The following is a 20423-nucleotide window of genomic DNA, read 5'->3' on the forward strand; positions in this document are numbered from 1 at the left end:
CGGATCGGCGTCAGCCGAGATCCGCTACCTCCAGGTAGATCTGGCGTTCGACGGTGAGTTCGGCGAGGAACCCCTGCTCGCCGCCGACGGACTCGGTCGCGCGGAACGCCGCCACCGCGATCTCACCGGTCCGCAGGCGCTGACCGTGGAATTCACGCTGCCCCAAGATGATCGGCTGCGCGGTGTCGAAACCCACCTCACGCACGTCGTCGGGCAGCCGCCTGCCGAGCATGTCGGTGACCGTGCCCGGAATCAGGCGCACGGCCACGATCTGATCGAAGCTGGGCCGCCGCGCGATGCGATGCGCGAGATACAACCGGCCCGGCCGCCCGAAGCACAGGTGCGTGAGCAGTTCTTCGCCGCGGTACGGCTGAAGTTCGGCGAAGTACTCGACGCTGCGAACGGTGGCGACGACGTCGCGCGCGATGATCGGACCACCGCGTTCCAGGTGACCGCGGAACAGGGTGCCGCGCAGTTCGGTGCGCGGCCGTTCACCGCGCGGATCGAGCTCGGTGAGCGGGAAGAAGTCGGGTTCGAAGGTGTGAAACCCCTCGTATCCGATCCTGCGGTCGGCGCCCAACGCGCGCCGCCCGTGCTCGTCCAGCTCGACGGCGAGCAACACCTGGTAGTTGTGCGGCGCCTCGAACGTCGGCATATGCGACAGGTAGCAGTCGACCCCGGTGCCGAACACCAGCATGGCGTGCGTATCGGTCGTGCCCGCCATGGCGCCCGAACGCTCCAGCGCGTGGGGATGGATCCCGAACATGGGGGGCTCCTCTCTCTCCAGTCCCTACAGGGAGAGTGGCACCAAACCCGGTCACGGCCACGAGTGCCGGGCTACTCGATTCCGCACGTTCCGGCTACTCGCCAGGGCCGATCCGTCGCGCGCTGGGCGCTCGGGCCCTCGGTCACACTTCCGTTTACAACTGAATCATCGTCGCGACAGCGCCGAACGCAACACCTCAGTTATACGAGTGGGTGACCCCGTCGAGCAGATGCTCCATGGTCTCGAAGGTCGGCGGGTCGACGACGTCGATCAGATCGGCGGGCGCCGGCACCTTGTGTTGGGCGCTGACCTGGGCGAACTGTGCCGCGTCACCGGTGCGGAAGCCGTGCTCTGCGGCTAGTCGCTGCAGCTCGGCATCGGTGGACAGCAGCCGGCCCAGCCGGTCGCCGGAGGCGTCCAGCGGCACCAGCGTGTGGGTGGACAGGACGGTCGGCGACGGGTACGTCAGCACCATGTCCGGCTTCAGCTGCCTCTGCACGGCCGCCTCGACGAACTGGGCCTCGTAGATCATCACCAGCGGTGTCGGCCCCATCCCGGCGGTGAGGTACTCCTGGAACGGGCCCGCGCTCGAGTTCTCCGCGTACCCCTGGCCGGTGAACAGCCGCGAGATGATCGGCAGCACCCGCTGCTCGGCCTCCGCGCCCTGCACGACCGCGTTGTCGTTCGCGACGAACCCGGCGATGGCCAGGTACATCGCGGCCGAGTTGGAGGTGCGCGGGTCGGTGGTGGAGACGAGGATGTTCTTGCGCACCGGGTAGGCGGTGTTGCCCGGCAGGTGCGCCCACTCGGTGTTGCGGCTCACCAGGTCTAGGTAGCGGGCCACATCGAAGGTCGGCACGGGACCCGGACGTACCACGCCCGCCGCGGTGAGCAGGTCCGCAATCGGCCGGAAGGTGGCGATCGCCATCGGCGAAGCGAACGGCGTGTACTTGGTCGCGATATTGCGAGCCCGCTGGATCCGCTCGGCGGCGGGCGCGCTGGACGGGAACGCGAAGCTGTGATTCGTCAGGTCGATCGCGGCGATCTGGCGCGAGCCCGCGGGCTCGACCTCGGCCTTCAGCCCGTGCTCGGCGAGCTCCTGCACGACGCGCGGGTCCTCGAAGAACGCCATCTTCTCCGATCCGACGACGCCGCGCACGATGGTGAGCCCGGAACCGGGAATCGCCGTGGGCGCGGGATCGGGCTGTCGCGCCACCAGCGCGACGACCAGCAGCGCCACCACGGCCAGCGCGCCGCCGAGCAGCGCGACCGACCGCTTGCTGTTCAGCGGGGACTGCCGCAGCCGGGCGACGAGGTCGAGGCGCGGGCCGTCGGCCTGCGCCGCCGCGGTGTCGATGCGTTCGGCCGGGGTGTCGGCGGGTTCGGGTTCGAGTTCCCTGCGCACGATCCGTTCGATGAGGATCGGTACGAATTCCCGCACCGGACGGCCGTCGAAGCGCTGCCGGGCCGAGCCGATCGCGGAGTGGATCTGCTCGGCGGAGTGGGTCTCGGTGTAATTCTCGACCAGACTGTCGGTCAACCGGCGCATCGCCTGTTCTTCGCGGACAGTGTCGACAGCCACCAGTTCTCCTCGATGTCACAGCTGGATCGGATCTCGCGACAGCATTCGAGCACCTGTTCGCGCGCGCCGAAACCATACCGGCATTTCCGGCCGGCCGATACACCGCGCAAACCCGCGCGAGGGCGATTCGACTGCGGGTGAACGCATTTCGGTGAGGCGGCACCGGTCGCCGACGGACGTCTTCGCCGCAGGTCAGCGCGGGTTCTATTGCGGGAAAGACGTCGCTGCGCTCGGTACTGCGCGGCCGTGGAGCCGGTCGCACAGCGGCTTCGGCAAACGCGCAGAGTTCAATCCGACATCGGCTGCGCGCCATCGAATGTTGTGCCGCGGTTCACCGATCGACACGGATTCAGCCAGACCGCCTGTCGCGGTTTGGTATTCGCTGATCGACGGGTCTACGACGCATGAGGGACTGCGCCGTAGCACGGGCGCTTCACTGGTTCGGATTGCGGCGCAACCTGTTTGGTGGCCTTGTGCCGCGGTTCACTCGTCAGCTCCAGCTCGTCTCAGGTTCGAGGGCGGACGCGTCCTCCCGACGGCCCGCGCCTGAGCGTCGCGCGCGCTTCGACGCCAGGACTTCTTCGGTTCGCGAAGACGATCCAGTTCTGGGATCTCGATCTCACAAAGGAGGTCCGTCCAACAACGGGACGACGAACGAAAGGGAGCATCAACTCCTTTCCATTTTCAACATATAGCGCACAGGGGGCCTTGCGGCAAGACCCGGGTCGTGCCGCACAATCGCTGGCCGAGATCGAAACCTGCGGAAATGGGAGCAGCGAGAGGCGGCACGATCCGCGGCTGAACCGCCCATGCCCGCGCCGACCGCGCGGGATCGTCGTGCCAGGGAAAGTGAGGGGTGTGTGTCAACTCAGGGATATGAAGACGAACTGCGGTCCGAACGGAGCTACGTGGCCGGTCTCTACGCACGGCTCGATGCCGAGCGCGCACGGGTGAAGGGTCGATACAGCGCGGCCTTGCGGGGCACCGGCGGCACACCCATGGAACGGGATTTCGAGGTGCGCGCGCTGGCCAAGGAGGCGAAGCGGTTGGACGTGGCCGACAACGGGCTGTGTTTCGGCCGGTTGGACGCTGTGTCGGGCGAGCATACGTACATCGGCAGGGTCGGCATTTTCGACGAGGCGAACGAGTACGAACCGTTGTTGCTCGATTGGCGGGCGCCCGCGTCGCGCGCGTTCTACGTCGCCACCGCCGCGAGCCCGGAGAACATGCGTCGGCGCCGCCAGTTCCACGCTCGCGGTCGTCGAGTGGTCGATTTCACCGACGAGGTGCTCGGCCGCCCCGGTGGTGGCGAGCGCGGGGATGCGGCCTTGCTCGCGGCGGTCGATGCGCCTCGCGGCGAGGGCATGCGCGACATCGTGGCGACGATCCAGGCCGAACAGGACGAGATCATCCGGCTCGATCATCCGGGCGTCGTGGTGATCGAGGGCGGCCCCGGCACCGGGAAGACCGTGGTGGCGCTGCACCGCGTCGCGTACTTGCTCTACACCCAGCGGGAAAAGATGGAACGCAACGGTGTGCTCGTGATCGGGCCCAACCCGGCGTTCCTGAACCACATCGGCCGCGTGCTGCCGTCGCTGGGCGAGTCCAACGTGGTGTTCATGACCACCGGCGACTTCGTTCCCGGTCTGCGCGTCACCGCGGAGGACACCCCGGAAGCCGCGCGGCTCAAGGGCTCGCTGAAGATCCTGGACGTGCTCGCGGCGGCGGTCGCGGATCGGCAGCGGCTGCCCGAGCATCCGCTGCCCATCGCGCTGGCCGACGTCACGGTGCGGATCGACGCCGAGACCGCGGAGTGGGCGAGGGAGGAGGCGCGCGGGAGCGGGCTGCCGCACAACGAGGCTCGCGCGGTGTTCACCGAGATCGTCACGTGGGTGCTCACCGAACGGGCGATCGGGCGGATCGGCCGGGGCTGGCTGACCTGGAAGGATCGGGAAGCGTGGGAGCAACTGCGGGCGGACTTGCTGACCGAGCTCGCCGGTGACGACAAATTCACCGCCGCGCTCGACGAGCTCTGGCCGATACTGACGCCGGAAGACCTGCTGGCATCGCTGTACGCCTCCCCCGAGCGGCTGCGAGCGGCGGGCGCCGACGAGGCGCTGTGGCGCGCCGACGGCGACGCCTGGACGGTATCGGACGTGCCGCTGCTCGACGAACTGGTCGATCTGCTCGGCACCGACAAGTCGGTGGACCGGTCGGCCGAGCGGGAGCGGAAGGACGAGGCCGAATACGCCGCGGGTGTGCTGGACATCCTGGTCAGCCGCGAGGACATGATGGACGACGAGGATCATCTGTTCGCCCACGACATGCTCTACGCCGAGGATCTCGCGGATCGTTTCGTCGAGCGCGACACCCGTGAACTCGCCGAACGCGCTGCCGCGGACCGGGATTGGACCTACCGGCATGTGGTGGTCGACGAGGCCCAGGAGCTGTCCGAGATGGACTGGCGGGTGCTGATGCGGCGTTGCCCGGGCCGGTCCTGCACGGTGGTCGGCGATCTCGCCCAACGCCGCTCGGCCGCCGGGGCGACCTCGTGGGACACGATGCTCGAGCCGTACGTGCCGGGCCGCTGGCTCTACCGGTCGCTGTCGGTGAACTACCGAACCCCGGCGGAGATCATGACCGTCGCCGCCGCGCTGCTCGCCGAGTTCGCACCCGAGGTCACGCCGCCGGAGTCGGTTCGCGCGTGCGGCGTCCAGCCGTGGTCCCGGCGCGTCACCGAGGACGAATTGCGCGCTGCCATCGAGGAATTCGTCCGTGACGAAGCGGGTCGCGAAGGCACCAGTATCGTGATCGGGCCACCGGGTGTGCCGGGCACGGTGGCAGCGTCGGAGACCAAGGGCCTGGAGTTCGACGCCGTCCTGGTGGTGGAGCCGGAACGGATACTCGCCGACGGTCCGCGCGGCGCGGCCGAACTCTACGTCGCCCTCACCCGCGCCACCCAACGCCTCGGCGTCCTGCACCGGAGGCCGCTGCCGCAGGCACTGCGTGGACTCGTCGAAACCGGGACACCCGCGGAGACGGGGTATCAACGGTCGGCGTGATTCGCGTGCGGCCGCTCACGCCCGGCGTGCTCGATCACGCCGGGCACGAGCGAGCCTCCGACGACGAGCTACTGCTCCCCCACCATGGCGCGGATGTCGGGCAGATTCCCGATCCGCTGCGTGGTCGGCCGTCCACCGGCTTCGGTCTGCGGGGACCCGGTGGCTCGCAGCAGCCGTCGCACCTGCGCCGGATCGTGCATCTCGAAACTCGTGGAGGTAATGCCCAGGTAGCACGCCAGCGCACCCACGACGATGGGGGACGCACTGGAGGTGCCGCTGAATTCGTCGGTGTACCAGTAGTCTTCGTCGGTTCCGCCTTGCAGGTCACCGTAGCCGGTGGTGGTCACCTCCCGGCCCCAGCCTTGCGCGTCGATGCGGGACCCGTAGTTGGAGAACGCGAGCCGCGATCGCGCCGGACCGTGATCGCTGCCGTGCGTGCCCGGCGGCGGAGCCCCCGCGCCCACCAGCACCGCGCCGGAATCGTCGGCGTCGCCGCGGAAGGGGTTGCGCCACGACTCCGGGAATCCGCTCGGGCGCGTGTCGTACAGCGCGGCGTCGAGGTCCTCGCCGCCGTTGCCCGCCGCTTCCACCACGATGACGCCACGCGCGGTGGCGTAGCGGATCGCGGCGAGGTCGTCGGGCCACCACTCGATCGCGATGTAGCCCAATTGGTCCGCGCGGTTCTGGTAGTTGCGGCGCGGCCCAGGCCGGTGCAGTTCGATGAGGATGATGTCGCCCGGACCCAACGCGTCGGCGGCGGTGCGGATCGCCGTCGCCGACCCCGGGCCGAATACCGAGACGGCGCGGATCGTGGCCTCCGGTGCGATGCCGGTGATGCCGAACATGTTGGCGTCGCCGCTGATCTCGCCCGCGACCGCGGTGCCGTGGTTGCGCCAGCCTTCGTCGGCGGAGGGTTCGCCGCCGATCACGCCGCCCTGGTTCTGGGTGAGGTCCTCGTGGGTGAATCGCCACGCGCCCTCGATGTCGATCACCCGCACGCCCGTTCCGCGTCCGCCGGGCCGGGTCCACGCCCAGCGTGCGTCGATACCGGCCGGTGCGGCGTCCAGATATCCCTGCCTGGCTTGGAAATCCGGCGTCTCCGGCGGGGCGGCTGCCGTCGATCGCATCATCGTGGTCCTCGGCGCGATCGGCGGTTCCGCCGGTGGTTTGACGTACGCGCCGGCCACCGCTTCGTTCTCTCGCAACTGTTCGGCAACCGCTTCGAGGTCTTCGGCGACGCCGACCACGGCGAAGTAGTTCAGGTAGTGCGCGGCGACCGGTTCCTGATCGGTGCCGCGCAACCGCCCGGGCAGCCGGTCGCCCGGACCGAAGATCGGGGACAGCCGCGCGCCGCCGGGCAGCGACGCCGCCAGATGCGATCGCCCGGCGGCGTTCTCGCGCAACGCGATCGGCCCGATGGGCCGCACCGCGCCGTGGGTGACGACGATGAGTTCCGCCGGAGACCGCATCGAACCCGGTACCGATGGCCGTGCCGAACTGCGCCGCTGATCCGTTGGTGCCATAAAGACAGTGAACCGGTTGCGCGGGCGACCCGCCAGTTCAACTGCGCGGCACGGGTACTCGCGTTGCGCCGGGCGCCCGGACCGGACCGGCGCGACCGACGCCGACCAGCGCGATCTCCAGCCCGCCGAGCATCGCGAGGCAGCTGCCGACGACCACGCCGAGGGAGCTCAGTTCCTCCAGCGGAAGACCGAGCACGACGATGCCGACGATCATCGTGAACAGCCCGAACAGTTCGTGCCGCAGGCTTTCGGAGAGCTGCTCGTCGTCCCACGCCGCGACGGTCGCCTGGGTGATGCCGCGAATGGTCCAGCTCAGCCCGATCCACATCGAGAGCAGCAGCACCGAATTCCCACCGCGCAGACACAATACGGCCAACACCAGCGAGAGCAGCCCGCTGACGAGCACCAGCACCCGCAGCGGCAGCGCGAACCGCGCGCCGATCGCGAGCCACAGCTGTGCCACTCCGTTGGCCAGCAGATACAGGCCGAACAGCAACTCCAGGATCGGCACGGTCTTCTCCGGCCAGATCGCGATCAGAACGCCGAGGGCGACGGAGCAGACACCCACGACCAGAATCGCCTCCCGTCCCCCACGGACCCGCGATTCCACACGCCCCTCACCATCGTTTCCGGGCATAGCACCATGATATGACCGGAAGACATGGTTAGCCTGATGTTTGCCGTATTTGTGGAGGCGGTCCGGAGATCAGCCGTGCGCCGACAGCAGAATCGACCGCGTCACCTCGCCACCCGGCCCCCGCCACGGCGCGGTGACGGTGGCGAGGCCCGGCGGCGGCGCTTCCGGATCGAGCCGCCGATGAACTCGGAGGAGCGGTCCGCCGACCACGGTGATCTCGGTGTCGTCGACGCCGTCCGCCACCGCGAATTCCGCCACCGCGGAATCGGATACCGAGTTCGCGACGACGACCGAAGAATCCGGGGTGTCGCTCTGGCTCTGCGCCTGCGGTTGCGCGTTCCCGCTCATCAGCGCGGCGATCTGCGCGACGGCCACCGGGTCGTGCGATCCGTCGTAGATCCAGCGCAGTCCGAGCACACCGTGCTCCGAGGTACCGATCAGCGCGTGCGCACCGCCGGGCAGCTCGGCGCCGCGGTAGGTCATCGGCAGGTGATAGGTCACCGGTCGCACACCCGAATCGTCGGTGACGACCATGAACTCGATGCCCACCTCCCCTGCCGGGTCGTCGAGCCGGAACCCGCCCACTTTCGTCGGCCGCGGTCGGGTCCCACCGCGATACCACGGGCGGCTCGGCAGCCAGACGGTGAGCAGATCCCGCTTGCTCGGGGACATGGTCGTGCGGTGGATGACAGCCATACCGCACCATAGCGCGCGGGCTGGATCGTAGGCCGCGCTCGGGCTTTCGGTCAGGAGCTCTCGACCGGTTCCGGCGTGACGGGGACTCGCGCGGCCGCGAGCAGCTCGTCGAGTTGGCGTTCGGCACGTTCGGCACGGGCGAGTGTTTGGGTGCGAGCGTCATCGAGGGCGGCGATGCGCTCGCCGGCCTCGGCGCGCGCCTGCTCGAGCGATACGGCCGCTGCCGAGCGCTGAGCGGCCGCTTCGGCGGAGGCGGTGCGGCGCAGGTCGGTGAGTTCGATTCGGGTGGCGTCCAGTTCGCCGCGCAGGCGGGTGAGTTCCTCGCGGGCTTCGGCGAGAGCCTGGGCGCGTTCGGCGGTGGCCTGTTCGGCGCGGTCGATGGCGCGGTCGGCGTCGGCGGCGCGCTGCACGGCGAGGTCGCGTTCGGCGCCCGCCGCGGTGACCTGCTGCGCGGCTTCCCTGCGCACCTGCTCGATCTCGGCGGCAGCCTTACGCCGTGCCTTGTCCACGTCCTCTGTCGCCTGCTGGCGGGCGCGTTCGATGTCGTCGGCGGCTTCGCGTCGCACCGTGCGGATCTCGGCGTCGGCGTCGGCGCGGGCGGCGAAGACATCGTCGGCGGCCTGCTTGCTCACCCGCTCCACCTCGCGCAACGCATCGTCGCGCGCGGTGTTCGCCTCGGCGACCAGTGTTTCCGCGCGTTCCGCAGCGGTCGCCGCGTCGTCGGCGGCGGATTCCGCGATCCGGCGGGCGTCCTCGGCCTCCCGGCGCGCTTGCTCGGCAGCCACCGTCGCGACCTCGGCCTCCGCGATGCGGCGGGCGGCATCGGCCTGCACGGCCTGCACCTGCGCCTCGGCGATCGAGGGATCGGCCAGCGTGGACAGTTCCACCACCGCCGCATTCAGGTTGTTGCTCAGTTGTTCGGCGAGGCCACGGAACTGGGTGAGCAGTTCGTCGGCCCGCGCCCGAGCGGCCGTGATCGGACCCTGTGGCGTCACAGTGACAGAAGCGACGGGTGTCTCCGACTCCTGTTGCAGCCGTTGCCTTTCCCGCCATGCCCGCCACCGCGTGTGGTCGGGGTGTTCACAGTATTCGGACGGACGTCCGGGGCCGCCACCCCGCGTGATGGGCCGGGTGCATCCCGGAAAGCTGCAAGTGCTCGACACCCGGGAATCGTAGCGTTGATTTCGTTGGATTCGACGTATTGACACGAAACGAAACCCGTGTCGGCACTTAGGAAGGGCTTTGCGCGACAGGAGGTTCTGACCACCGATAAGTGAACATTATCGGCGGTCAGAATCTGAGACTCCCCCGCATGCGGCCACATTCGTTTCGTTTCCGTTTGGTCACACCAAATGAAACGTAACGTCAACGAAAGTCGCTGAAAACTAGGATTGCTGGGACAGCCGTACCACTGCTGGGTTCTCACACCACCCGACGCTGACCCGAAAGCCCTAGCCGGGGAGATGGCGGTGTGCCTGGGACTGCCCGTCGGCCGCCACGACTCCCCTAAGCCCTCGCGCACGCGGTCGCCGCAGTGATGCGCCGGGCGGGCACCCGGCAGTAGTCATGGCCATTCTCGCGCTCTGGCGAAAGACCGCCGCACTGCTGCCGTTCCGGGTCCGGCCGGTCCGCGGCGAGACCACCCGTGATCAGGGTCTGCTCGTCGGCGGCCGACAGCTCCTGTCGTCGGCATCAACTCTGGCTCGGGGAGTTCTCCGCACCGCTGCCGGTGGACCTCAGCTCCGCACCCGAGATCGCGAAGGCAATTCATCAGCGCGACAAGCTGTTTCGCAGCGACGAGGACCGCGACTGGACTTCCGGCCACGTCAACGCAGCCCGAGACATCATGACCGCCCGGCGGTTCAACCCCGATCCGCTCATGCAGTGGCGGCTCAGCCAACGATGGAACGACCGTGACGCCGCGGTCAAGGCCGTCAACCAAGCCCAGCAACTGCTGCCGACCTGGCTGCTCGTTCTGCCCGAATCGGTGATCCTCGCCGAAATCCTGATGGATCCGGCCTGGCGTCGCCGGATCGGGCTCGCGGAGCAGCTCCACGAACAGCGACCGTTCGCCCACCGTCTCGGGCTCCGCGGCTGGGCTGCGGGCATGCACACCGACAACGACCCACTACGCCGCTGGGTCCACCAGCACCGAATCCAGCACCCAGACACGGCCTCGCTAGCCGGCTACCGGTCTGCGATCGACGATCTCACCAGACGAATCGAAGGGCTCACGACCCGCCGGACGACGCTGATCGCTCAACTGGACCAAGCCGCTCACCGCACCGGCACTGCCGCACAGGTCCATGAGAAAGAGGTAACCATGCCCGAATTCACCAGCCTGTCTGCCGAATTGCCAGCCCCCGCCGATGACGGAGCAGCAGCTCACCTGCCCGGCACGAGAATTCCGTCCCTCACGCTCCAGGCAACCAGCGGCGACGACATTCGTCTCGACGATCTCGGTTCCGGCAGGACAGTCATCTACATCTATCCGTTGACCGGTCGACCGGGGACCGACCTGCCTGACGGCTGGGACTCGATACCGGGAGCACGCGGTTGCACACCCGAAGCATGCAGCTTCCGCGACCACTACCAGGAACTGCGCGGAGCTGGCGCCGACAACGTGTTCGGGTTCTCCAGCCAGGACACCGCCTACCAGGCGGAAGTGGTTGAGCGACTCCATCTCCCCTTCAAGATGCTTTCAGACCCTACCCGGAGCCTGGGCCAGGCGCTCACCTTGCCAACGTTCACGGCCAGCGGTCTGACCCTCTACAAACGGCTGACCCTCATCGTCAACGATGGAGCGATCGAGAATGTCTTCTACCCAATCCACCCGCCGAACGACCACGCCAGCCAGGTTTTGACCTGGCTGCGAAAGAACCTGCGATAACACCCGCCGGGCCGATCGTTCAGGTTCCTAGGTCAGGTGTTGAGGGTCATGACGCTGTCCACCGCGATCGTGATGACGACCCGCTCGGGCGGGTTGGGTGGCGGCGACTGATAGCGCCTGGTGTACCGGGACACGCCGTCGGACACCTCGCGTGAATCGTTGGACACGGTCGCCGTGCCTTCGAGCGTGATCCAGCGAAAACCGTCCACCTGGCACAGGGCGACGCGGCTGCCCGGGTTCGCCGCCAGGTTGCGGGCCTTGCGTGAGGAGCCGACCGTCATGACCCGGGCCAGCCCCGCCTCACCGTCCCAGGTGAAGCGAACCGGCGCAGCGTGCAGCGAGCCGTCCGGCCGAATAGTCGTCAGGGTGGCAGACAGCGGTTCGGCCAGGAAAGTCTCGGCCGAGGCCGACAGCGGCTTGTGGCGGGTCACTTGAACGCTGTAATGGTGCGTGCCACCCATTCGGCGAAGGTGCGGGGTGGGCGTCCGAGGAGTCGTTCGATATCGGGGCTGACGGCCTGCTCGGCGGCGGAGGGTGTGCCGAGCGCGTCGAGGGTGGCCTCCACGATCGGCTCGGGCATGTACCTCAGCATCTGGGTCCGCGCTTCCGCACGGCTCTGCTCGACGAACCGCACCGACTCGCCCAGTGCGGCACCGATCGCCGCGGCCTGCTGCCGGGGTGAGATCGGTTCCGGCCCGGTCAGCGTATAGATGGTGCCCTGGTGTCCTTGCTCGCGTAGCGCGATGGCGGCTACCTCGGCGATGTCGGCCGGGTCGATGGCCGGGACTGCGACATCACCGAACGGTGCCGCGACCACCCGCTGTGTACGGACCATATCGGCCCATTGCAGCGCGTTGGAGTCGAAGTTGCCCGGCCTCAGCATCGTCCATTCCAGACCTGACTGCTGAACAGAGTCTTCCAGCACCGACGGATGACGTCCCGTGCCAACGCCATGGGACGACAACAGAACCACGCGCGGGACATCGGCCGCGCGCACGACGTCGAGGACGGCATTGATATTGCCGTTCGCCATGAAGTCTGGGGAGGTCAGCAGAAATAACACCGCTGCTCCCTGGAGGGCTGGCGCGAGGCTCTGCGGCTCGGCCAAGTCGGCCTGGTGATGCCGGACTCCCGCCGGTACCCCGATCTCCCTCCGGGACACGGCGATCACCGGCTCGTCAGCCCGGACGAGCGCCTGAACGAGCGGCTGCCCCACATTTCCGGTCGCTCCCGTCACCACAATCATCTCTGTCTCCTGTTCCGCGTTTGTTCAACGCATTCGGCGACGCTACTATCCGAGAGCTAGTAGGTACCTAGGGGAAAGTGGTTTTCAGGTGACCGAGGCCACATCGCAGGTCCCTCCGGAGCTGGCTTGCCCAATCGCTCCGGTGGTCGATCTAGTCTTCAGCCGCTGGACCACGCCGATCCTGTGGACACTCAACGAGTTCGGGCGGCAACGGTTCAGCGAGCTGGAACGCCGCATCACAACGATCACGCCCAAGGTCCTGACGCAGCGGCTCCGGCAACTGGAACGTGACGGGCTTGTCGTGCGCACTTATCACCCCGAGGTCCCACCCCGGGTGGAGTACGAGATCAGCGCACTGGGGCGCAGCCTGGCACCACTTTTCGCAACACTCGCCGAATGGTCGGTCAACCTGGACAAGGTCGATCGGGCCCGACAGGACTACGACGCCCGCGACCGGGCCCCTCACCGTCGAACCTGATCCGAGACAGTGGTAGTGACATGATGTTTCGGCGCCGGAATGAACGTTCGCGCGGAATCCGGCGCTAAGGATTTACCGCAGCGCGGGACCTGCTGGCTCGTGGCCGATTCGTCGGCTGTCGCATCGTCTCAACCGATCCGATTTCCCGGCCGATGCCGCGGTAGCGCCGTACCCTGAAGCGAGCGCCACAGCGAATCAGGGCGAGGGGGCGGGGATGGCGACCCGGGACGAATTGCTGGCCACGCTGTCCGAGCGGCTCGACGAGGCGCTGGCCGCCGACGATCTTTCCGCACTGCTCGGCAAGAAAGTGCTCCGCCAGGCCGAAGAGCTTGTGGCGCAGAGCGATCCGCTCCACGACGTGGAGGTGGCGTACACGCTCGGGTGGTTGCGCTGGTTGCCGTTCGAGGCGCAGCTGACCAGCTTCACCGAAGCGGAGCTCATCACCGTGATGAGCTGGTTCCAGACCGTGTACGCGGCCGATCCGGACGCCGTCCCGGCCCCGCTGCGCGAGGTCATCGAGGAGGACGACCCGCCGCAGGCCCGGGCCGATGCCGACCGCGCGGAGCGACTGATCGACGAGTACGAGGCTCACCAGGACGCCGGCGTGCTGGTCCGCGCCATCGAACTGCTCCGCGCGGCGATCGATGCGACACCCGAGACCAGCTTCCGATACGCGCCGCGGCTGGTGAATCTGTCGGGGCTGCTCGGGCTGTTGGACGAGGAGATGCCCGAAGCCGGCATCCTCGCGGAGGCGATCGACACCGCGCGGCGAGCCGCAGACGCCGCCGCCGACGACGACAGGATCCGCTGGCTCGCGATCGGTAATCTCACGCGAGCCCTCTGGCGCGACTACCAGCGAACCGCCGATCCGGAGTCCTTGCGCGAGGCGATCGAGCTGCTACAGGAAAGCCTCGAGCAGCTCTCCGAGGGTGAGGCGACGCCCACGCGCGAGTTCCTCGCCGAATTGACCGAGGAGTGGGATTCACACGCCGAGGAGTTCGCACGCGCGGCGGAGGCCGCGGCGAATTTCGATGTGGAGGACTCGATTTCGCAATTGCGCGCCGAATTCCTGACCGCACGGCCGGAGGATCCGGACTACGGCGGCCGACTGGCCAACTTTGCGAATGTTCTGATTCAGGCATACGACTACGCCGGGTATCCGCAGCTGCTCGACGAGGCCGTGCGCGTCGCCAGGGAGGGGGCGGCGCTGACGCCGGAGGACGTGTGGTTCTTCCACATCGTGCACAACACCCTCGCTGCCATTCGGCTGCGGCGCTATCGCACCTACGGTGATCCGGGCGATCTCGATCACGCCGTGGACGCGCTCAACCGGGCGATCGATTCGATCGATTCCGCGCATGCCGAATACGAGCATCTCACCACCAACCGGGCACTCATCTCCAGCGCCCAACCGGAAGGCACGAACGACGAGGGGGCGAGCACGGAGGCGGCGACGCTCACCGATGCCGGTCGCACTATCGCCGCGCCCGACTTCGCCGACGATCCCGAGCGGCTGTGCGCTGTAGCGGGCAGCCTGTACATCCGCGCCGACGCGCTGCACGACATGGCTGCCGTGTCCAGGGCGATCGGCTACACCGAGCGTGCCCTCGAACTGCTTCCAGCCGGAGACGACCGGCGCGGCGACGCGTTCGACCTGCTGAGCCTGCTGCATCAGCTCCGCTACCGGCGCACCGATGGCGAGAACGATCCCGACGCCGCCGTGGCCGCCGCCGAGCAAGCCGTCCGGTACGCGACCGAGCCCGGCGGTCGGCGGGCGGGATTTCTGTCCAATCTCGCCTCGGCCCTGCTGCTGCGTTCCGCGCCCGGTGATGCCGCGCGCCGCGCCGATTATCTCGCGGAGAGTGTCCGGCTGGCGTCGGCGTCCGGCGACGACCGGCAGGCGATCACTGTGTCGCTCAACGAGATCGGCCTCCTAGTGGAGATGGGCGACTACACCGCGGCGGCCAACGCCCTCACCGATTCGGCCGGGCTGTTCGACGCGACACTGGCCCCGCTCGCCCGGCGCTCGCCCGATCACGGCCGCATCCGACTCGGTCTCGCGGTGCATTGGAGCCGGATCGCGCTCGCCACCCGGCTGGCGGGCCATTTCGACCAGGCGATCGCCGCCACCCGGCGCGCGGTCGAGGTCATCGTCTCCGAACCCAATGACAATCACGCATGGCTGCTGCAACTGGCCGGTCTCACCAGGGAACGCGCCACCCTGTTCCTCGATCCCGCGGACCTCGACACCGCGGAAACAGCGCTGCGCCATCTCATTCGGAGCGGACCCGACCCGGACGAACTCGCCGAGAGTCACTGGCAGCTCGGCGCGGTCTTGCGATTACGCCACAGTCTCACCCGCGATCCCGCACTGCTCGACGAGGCCGTCACGCTGCTGCGGGCAGCCGCCGATGGGGAGCTCGACGACCTCAACCGGCGCAAGATCGTCGGGCCCAGTCTGGCCGCCGTCCTGCTGGCCCGAGTCGCGAGCGGCCGGGGCACCGAATCCGATCTGGACGAAAGTGTCGCGCTGCTGGCCGATTCCGTGGCCGACCGATTCGAGACCGGCCTCGATGACACCGACTTGGACGCGCGGAATCTGTACAACTACGCGGGCGCGCTCTATCAGCGATACCTGGCTCGGCGCGACACCACCGACCTGGATGCCGCGATCGACTCCGCGCGACAGGCGGCCGACGAAAGGGATCCCGGCGAGCCGAACCGCGCCCCCATGCTGTGCAACCTCGCCGTCTACCTGCACCGCAGATTCGCCGATACCGGGGACGGCGCCGACTGGGTGCGGGCCGCCGACACCTGGCGGCAAGCCTGGGAGACGCCGGGCGCACCGCTGGTGCCGCTGCTGCGCATCGCGCTCGGATGGGGCACGGCCACCACGCAGTCGGGTGATCCCGCGCGCGGAGCCGACATCCTCGGCCGAGGCGTGGCGCTGCTGCCCGCGCTGGCCTGGCGCGGCTTGGCCCACGCGGACCGACGGCTGCTGCTGCAAGCCGAGGCGGGCGAGTTGACCCAGAACGCGACCGCGGCGGCAATCGCGGCGGGGCGATTCGAGCGCGCGATCGAACTGACCGAAGCAGGGCGGGGCATACTGTGGACCCAGCGACGGGAGGTTCGTGCCGACATCGAGGGATTGCGTAGCGCCGCACCGGAACTCGCCGACGAATTCGAGGTCTGCGCGGCCGCCCTCGATGGCACCGGCGAGCCCGGCGAGCAGGAAACGACGCGGTACGAGCGGGCTGATTCCGCGCGGCGGTTCGAGCGGCTGCTCGACCGGATCCGTGGCCTCGACGCCACCGCCGGATTCCCGCGTCCGGCGGAATTTCTGCTCCCCCAACCATTCTCGGCGTTGCGCCCGCAGACCCCCGGCGAATGGATCGTGCTGATCAATTGCAGTGAACTGCGCTGCGACGCGGTCGCGGTGAGCCGGGATCGCGTGGTCGCGGTCCCGCTGCCGGGACTCGATGCCGACACCGCGGTCCGGCAGGCCGAGCTGCACGTGAACACAGTCAAGCGGTACGCCGCCAGTCGGCGCACCACCACCGACACTCAGGTGTTCGACGCGGGCCTGGCCAGAACTGCCGCCTGGATGTGGACCGCTATTGCCGAACCAGTGCTGTGCGCACTGGGTTTCACCGATCGCCCGGCCGCGGGTGCACCGCCCCCACGCATCTGGTGGTGTCCGACCGGTGTCCTCACCGTCATGCCCTTGCACGCCGCCGGATTCCACGCCGAAGGAGCGGGCCGCACGGTGCTGGACCGCACGATCTCGTCGTGGGCCACCTCGCTCACGCACCTCGCGCACGCCCGCCGCACCCACACCGAATCCGAGCCCGCCACCGTCGACGCCCACCTCGACACCTCGGATGGCCGCCGCGCCACCACAGACGCCCACCCCGGCACCCGGCGCGCCGAGTATCCGGGCGCCATGCTGATATTCGCGGTCCCGGAGACCCCCGGACTCGATCCGATCCCGGCCGCGGCCGAGGAGGCCGAGGATCTGGTGAAACTATTGGGCGCACAACCGCATACGGCGCTGATCGGCGCAGCGGCCACCCGGGCGGCCCTGCTCTCCGGGCTCGCGGACCACACCTGGTTACACGTGGCCTGTCACGGGACGCAGGACCTGTTCGATCCGGCGGACGCGGGGTTGTATCCGTACGACTGGCAGGAGGCGGGCGTGGTCGGCATCGACGATCTCACCGGAACCAGCCGTGGCAGTGGGGAGTTCGCGTTCTTGTCCGCCTGCGAAACCCATGTCGGCGACGCGCGGAATCTGGACGAGTCGATCACGCTCGCGGCCGCGTTGCAGAGCCGGGGCTGGCGGCACGTGATCGGCGCCATGTGGGCGATCGGGGACGTCGCGGCGCACCGCATGTCCCAATGTGTGTACCCCGCACTGCTCGGTTCCGGTCGACCGAGCGCCGACGCCGCAGCGACCGCACTGCACGGCGCAGCGATGGAGTTGCGCGACGCCGAACCGCACGCCATGCGCCACTGGGCGGCGTTCTTGCACATCGGCCCCTAGCCGCAACGAATTCGAAGGGAGCACAACAGGATTGGCACCACCACCTGTCTCGGGCCGCACCGCACGCGCTTGGTGGTGTGAGAACCTCCCGGCCTTCACCGAGATCGCCGAGCAAGCCGGTTGGCGCGGTGCACTCGACGCCGCCGTGGCCGACATCGCCGCCGGAACCGCCGTGGCCGAGGCGATTCGCGATCGCGGCCTGCCGGTCGATCCGGCCGAGGCCGTGACCCCGCGACCGGCGCCCGGCGATCGGCACGGGATCGATCCCAGCGATCTGGACCGGTTCGGTGTGCCCGCCGTACCGGTCCGCGGCGGATACGGGTGCCCGACCAGAGCCTGTGACCGGCGGGCGACCGCGGATCCCCGCACCGGTCACCGGCCGCGCTGCGCAATCGGCGACACCGACATGGTCCGGCGCCTGCCCGGGTTGCGTGGTGGCCGCTCGTGACCGACATCCTGATCGGCCTCGGTAAACGATTGAGCGAAACCTGGTTCACTGCCATCGCCCTGCCGGGATTGCTGTACACCGCGCTCGCGGTCTGGGCGGCACTGGCCGCCCACCGGCACGCGCTCGATCCGGGATTCGTCAGCAGCCGGGTACAGTCGCTCACCCGAGGCGGTCGCGATCTCGCGGCGCTGACCGTCTGGGCCATCCTGCTGCTGGCCGCCGCGACCCTGGCGGGGTTCCTGGCCGCACTGGTCGCGGAAAACCTGGTGCACCGCTGGTGGATTCGCGTGGCGCGGCCCGTGCGCCGCGATCGGCGTCAGGCTGCGGCGCGAGAGCGGTGGCAGGACCGTCACGAGCCGCCACCCGCGCGATACCTGCCGACCCGGGCGACCGCGGTCGGTGAGCACTTCCGCCTGCTGGGTGAACGCGTCGACGCCGAGTACGGGCTGTCCCTGGTGCATGCCTGGCCGCGTCTGTGGCTGTTGATCGGCGCTGAGCGTCGCGAACTCGTCGTCGCGGCGCAGCGCGGCTATTTCACCGACGCCCTCCTCGTCGCCTGGGGCGTTCTCCTGCTGCCGTGGGCCGTATGGTGGTGGCCCGCAGCTCTTCTCGCCTCGGCTGCGGTACTCACCGGGGCTTGGCGGGCCCGCGACAGTTCGCGGGTACTCGCGACGCTGATGGAGTCCACCCTCGACATCCACCAGGCCGACCTGGCCGAAGCCCTCGGCGTCGAACTGCCCAGCGGCCGCATTACCGTCGATCTCGGCAATCAGATCAACGACATACTGAACAAGCGGGCCTGATCACCGAACTGGTTTGTGGCTGGAAACGTTGCCCGGCTAGTGCAACTGCTCGGCGAGATCGGCCGCCGCGGTCATCAGCACCAGCAGCGGAACCACCTTCGCTGGAGGGATGCGGTAGGCGCCGCGGCTATGCTGCTCGATGATCTTCGCGGCGGTGAGCGCGCGGACGTGATGGTAGAGCTGACCGGTCGAGGTCAAGCCGACGGCCTCGGCCAGTTCAGCGCCGGTGCGGGGACCGTCCAGCAGCGCCTGGATCAGTGCTTGCCGCACCGGATGTCCGAGTGCAGCAAGCGCTTCCACCCGGGCGGCGGCTGGCAGGTTCAGGACCGAGGACGCGGCGTAGCGGATCGTCCAGCTGATCTCACTGCCGAAATCGACGGTCCCGCGGTATTCGATGAAGCCGCGGGCGGCGTCCTCGATGACCGGGCGCCCCTCCAGGGCCTCGATCCGCACCTCGAGTTCGGCGAGTTTACCCTCGACATCGGTCATACCGCGCACCTCAACCGGTGCAGGGTGTCCGGTTCGGTCAAGACCCCATCGCCTCGAACCCCTCCGGCGGAGCCTGCCATTCCAGCTGGGCGCGAGCGATATCCGCGCCCGCGCCGAAACTGCCCGTGGCGATCGCGCGGTGCAGGGCGGTGAGCTGGCGCGCCGAACCCGTCGGCGTGCTGTCGGCCCACGCCAGCTGAGTATCCAAGGGCTGGCAATGTCTTCGACTGGATCTCGGTGCGATAGCCGGGGTCGGCGGCATGACGCCGCGCAGCGGCCCACGGATCGGTGACGGCCGGATCGAGCAGGCGGATCGCATCGCCGAGCTTCGTGGACGGCGAGTAGCCGGTCCAACTGCCGGCCGCCGCGGCCTCGATCAGCGCCTGGTCGCCCAGGCGATCGCGCGGGTAATCCGGTGCGGCGTTGTCGCTTTCGCGGATCATGGCGCTGACCATCTGGTCCAGGGTGACCGTATCGCCCGGGAGCCGGGTGCGCGCCGTGTCGTGCGCGCCGCCGTCGGTGCCCGGCAGGTACCAGCGTTCCCAGTCGGTGACGGCGATCCGCTCCTGCGGGTCGAGGGCTCCCGTGGCGACCGCGCGGGCATAGGCCGCCAGCGGGACCACCTTCACCGCCGAGGCGAGGGGTTGCTGACGACCTCAACTCCGGCCCCGGGCGATGTCGAGTGCGGCCGCGGATCATCCGGTCAGCCGAGGCCGGGCGGGGACTTCCGGCCGTTCGGTGCTGCTGATGGTGGCGTTGACTACGGATGCATCGGTGGACTTGTGGAACTTCAGCTGGAAGAGACGGCTTCCTCGTAGGCGCGAAGTGTTGTGATGACCAGGGCGCGCTGCTCGGCCGTCAGCGGGCCCAGCGCGGCGCGCCATCCGCGGTCCGCGCCACCGAGCCAGGCCGCTACCGCCGTTCGATGCGAGTCGGCGATGGTGACAAGGGTGCGTCGCCGGTCGTTCTCGTCGGTCCGGCGGTCCAGTACGCCTTGGCGGCTGAGGTCGCTGATCATCAGGCTCACGGTGGTGGGCGCCACCTCCAGTCGACTCGCCAGCTCGTTCACTGTGAGCGGCCCGTCGAACAGCACATACGTCAACAACGACAGATGGCGCGGTGCCAAATCGAACGATTGCAGAGCTTCGGGAACCGGTAGGCGTTTCGCGCGGCCGACCAGCCGCGGCATCAGCAACACCATGGCTCGAACGCTGTCGTCCAGGGATAGACCGTGCTCCGTTGACATACCTCTCTCTCCCA

17 protein-coding genes are annotated in these 20423 nt (G+C 68.7%); 6 read left to right on the forward strand and 11 right to left on the reverse strand.

From position 1 onward, the window contains the following. Positions 1-10 precede the first annotated feature (10 nt). On the reverse strand, positions 11-766 hold the full coding sequence (locus tag AC3ERS_RS23090) for a hypothetical protein (RefSeq protein ID WP_431970135.1): 756 nt from the start codon (positions 764-766) through the stop codon (positions 11-13). A gap of 196 nt (positions 767-962) precedes the next feature. Further along, complete coding sequence (locus tag AC3ERS_RS23095) at positions 963-2348, reverse strand: three-helix bundle dimerization domain-containing protein (RefSeq protein WP_431970136.1); 1386 nt, start codon at positions 2346-2348, stop codon at positions 963-965. 860 nt (positions 2349-3208) lie between these two features. On the opposite strand from AC3ERS_RS23095, the gene helR reads away from it, so the two are divergent. Next, positions 3209-5410, forward strand: coding sequence for an RNA polymerase recycling motor ATPase HelR (gene helR / locus AC3ERS_RS23100; RefSeq protein ID WP_431970137.1), 2202 nt, complete (start codon positions 3209-3211; stop codon positions 5408-5410). Between the two features lie 68 nt (positions 5411-5478). On the opposite strand, the gene AC3ERS_RS23105 is transcribed toward helR, so the two are convergent. The 4 genes from AC3ERS_RS23105 to AC3ERS_RS23120 form a co-directional block, all read right to left on the reverse strand. Then, complete coding sequence (locus tag AC3ERS_RS23105) at positions 5479-6879, reverse strand: S8 family peptidase (RefSeq protein ID WP_431970138.1); 1401 nt, start codon at positions 6877-6879, stop codon at positions 5479-5481. Between the two features lie 91 nt (positions 6880-6970). Then, on the reverse strand, positions 6971-7570 hold the full coding sequence (locus AC3ERS_RS23110; RefSeq protein WP_431970139.1) for a DUF308 domain-containing protein: 600 nt from the start codon (positions 7568-7570) through the stop codon (positions 6971-6973). Between the two features lie 69 nt (positions 7571-7639). Beyond that, complete coding sequence (locus AC3ERS_RS23115; RefSeq protein WP_431970140.1) at positions 7640-8266, reverse strand: maltokinase N-terminal cap-like domain-containing protein; 627 nt, start codon at positions 8264-8266, stop codon at positions 7640-7642. Positions 8267-8316: 50 nt separating this feature from the next. Beyond that, positions 8317-9261, reverse strand: coding sequence for a coiled-coil domain-containing protein (locus AC3ERS_RS23120; protein ID WP_431970141.1), 945 nt, complete (start codon positions 9259-9261; stop codon positions 8317-8319). Positions 9262-9911: 650 nt separating this feature from the next. Here AC3ERS_RS23120 and AC3ERS_RS23125 point away from each other — a divergent pair. After that, a complete protein-coding gene (locus AC3ERS_RS23125; protein ID WP_431970142.1) occupies positions 9912-11156 on the forward strand; it encodes a peroxiredoxin in 1245 nt (414 codons plus the stop codon). Between the two features lie 32 nt (positions 11157-11188). Here the strand turns inward: AC3ERS_RS23125 and AC3ERS_RS23130 are convergent, their stop codons facing one another. Further along, entirely contained in the window at positions 11189-11617 is a 429-nt protein-coding gene (locus AC3ERS_RS23130) for a pyridoxamine 5'-phosphate oxidase family protein (RefSeq protein WP_431970143.1), read from the reverse strand. Continuing rightward, complete coding sequence (locus AC3ERS_RS23135) at positions 11584-12402, reverse strand: NAD(P)H-binding protein (RefSeq protein ID WP_431970144.1); 819 nt, start codon at positions 12400-12402, stop codon at positions 11584-11586. Before AC3ERS_RS23135 ends, AC3ERS_RS23130 begins: the two co-directional genes overlap by 34 nt. An 88-nt stretch (positions 12403-12490) precedes the next feature. Here AC3ERS_RS23135 and AC3ERS_RS23140 point away from each other — a divergent pair, with 88 nt between their 5' ends. The 4 genes from AC3ERS_RS23140 (at position 12491) to AC3ERS_RS23155 (ending at position 18674) form a co-directional block, all read left to right on the forward strand. Then, complete coding sequence (locus AC3ERS_RS23140; protein WP_431970145.1) at positions 12491-12880, forward strand: winged helix-turn-helix transcriptional regulator; 390 nt, start codon at positions 12491-12493, stop codon at positions 12878-12880. 214 nt (positions 12881-13094) lie between these two features. Then, positions 13095-17423 carry a CHAT domain-containing protein gene (locus AC3ERS_RS23145; protein WP_431970146.1) on the forward strand — a complete coding sequence of 1443 codons (4329 nt, stop codon included), beginning with the start codon at positions 13095-13097 and terminating at the stop codon, positions 17421-17423. A gap of 31 nt (positions 17424-17454) precedes the next feature. Next, positions 17455-17871 carry a hypothetical protein gene (locus tag AC3ERS_RS23150; protein ID WP_431970147.1) on the forward strand — a complete coding sequence of 139 codons (417 nt, stop codon included), beginning with the start codon at positions 17455-17457 and terminating at the stop codon, positions 17869-17871. Further along, positions 17868-18674, forward strand: coding sequence for a hypothetical protein (locus AC3ERS_RS23155; protein ID WP_431970148.1), 807 nt, complete (start codon positions 17868-17870; stop codon positions 18672-18674). The genes AC3ERS_RS23150 and AC3ERS_RS23155 overlap by 4 nt, the downstream gene beginning before the upstream one ends. Positions 18675-18710: 36 nt before the next feature. On the opposite strand, the gene AC3ERS_RS23160 is transcribed toward AC3ERS_RS23155, so the two are convergent. From AC3ERS_RS23160 to AC3ERS_RS23170, 3 genes are all read right to left on the reverse strand, one after another. After that, positions 18711-19163 carry an ArsR/SmtB family transcription factor gene (locus AC3ERS_RS23160; protein WP_431970149.1) on the reverse strand — a complete coding sequence of 151 codons (453 nt, stop codon included), beginning with the start codon at positions 19161-19163 and terminating at the stop codon, positions 18711-18713. Next, positions 19160-19786 carry a serine hydrolase gene (locus tag AC3ERS_RS23165; RefSeq protein WP_431970150.1) on the reverse strand — a complete coding sequence of 209 codons (627 nt, stop codon included), beginning with the start codon at positions 19784-19786 and terminating at the stop codon, positions 19160-19162. Before AC3ERS_RS23165 ends, AC3ERS_RS23160 begins: the two co-directional genes overlap by 4 nt. Before the next feature lie 167 nt (positions 19787-19953). After that, the gene (locus AC3ERS_RS23170; protein WP_431970151.1) at positions 19954-20409 is read right to left on the reverse strand and encodes a MarR family winged helix-turn-helix transcriptional regulator; all 456 of its coding nucleotides are present in this window, start codon (positions 20407-20409) and stop codon (positions 19954-19956) included. Positions 20410-20423 lie beyond the last annotated feature (14 nt).

Source organism: Nocardia sp. bgisy134 (genome assembly GCF_057708325.1).

What these genes read in the sequence shown, in the direction of transcription:
- AC3ERS_RS23090 (WP_431970135.1), bottom strand. Translation starts at nt 766, where the DNA reads ATGTTCGGGATCCATCCCCACGCGCTGGAGCGTTCGGGCGCCATGGCG.
- AC3ERS_RS23105 (WP_431970138.1), bottom strand. Translation starts at nt 6,879, where the DNA reads ATGCGGTCTCCGGCGGAACTCATCGTCGTCACCCACGGCGCGGTGCGG.
- AC3ERS_RS23110 (WP_431970139.1), bottom strand. Translation starts at nt 7,570, where the DNA reads ATGCCCGGAAACGATGGTGAGGGGCGTGTGGAATCGCGGGTCCGTGGG.
- AC3ERS_RS23115 (WP_431970140.1), bottom strand. Translation starts at nt 8,266, where the DNA reads ATGGCTGTCATCCACCGCACGACCATGTCCCCGAGCAAGCGGGATCTG.
- AC3ERS_RS23130 (WP_431970143.1), bottom strand. Translation starts at nt 11,617, where the DNA reads ATGGGTGGCACGCACCATTACAGCGTTCAAGTGACCCGCCACAAGCCG.
- AC3ERS_RS23135 (WP_431970144.1), bottom strand. Translation starts at nt 12,402, where the DNA reads ATGATTGTGGTGACGGGAGCGACCGGAAATGTGGGGCAGCCGCTCGTT.
- AC3ERS_RS23145 (WP_431970146.1), top strand. Translation starts at nt 13,095, where the DNA reads ATGGCGACCCGGGACGAATTGCTGGCCACGCTGTCCGAGCGGCTCGAC.
- AC3ERS_RS23160 (WP_431970149.1), bottom strand. Translation starts at nt 19,163, where the DNA reads ATGACCGATGTCGAGGGTAAACTCGCCGAACTCGAGGTGCGGATCGAG.
- AC3ERS_RS23170 (WP_431970151.1), bottom strand. Translation starts at nt 20,409, where the DNA reads ATGTCAACGGAGCACGGTCTATCCCTGGACGACAGCGTTCGAGCCATG.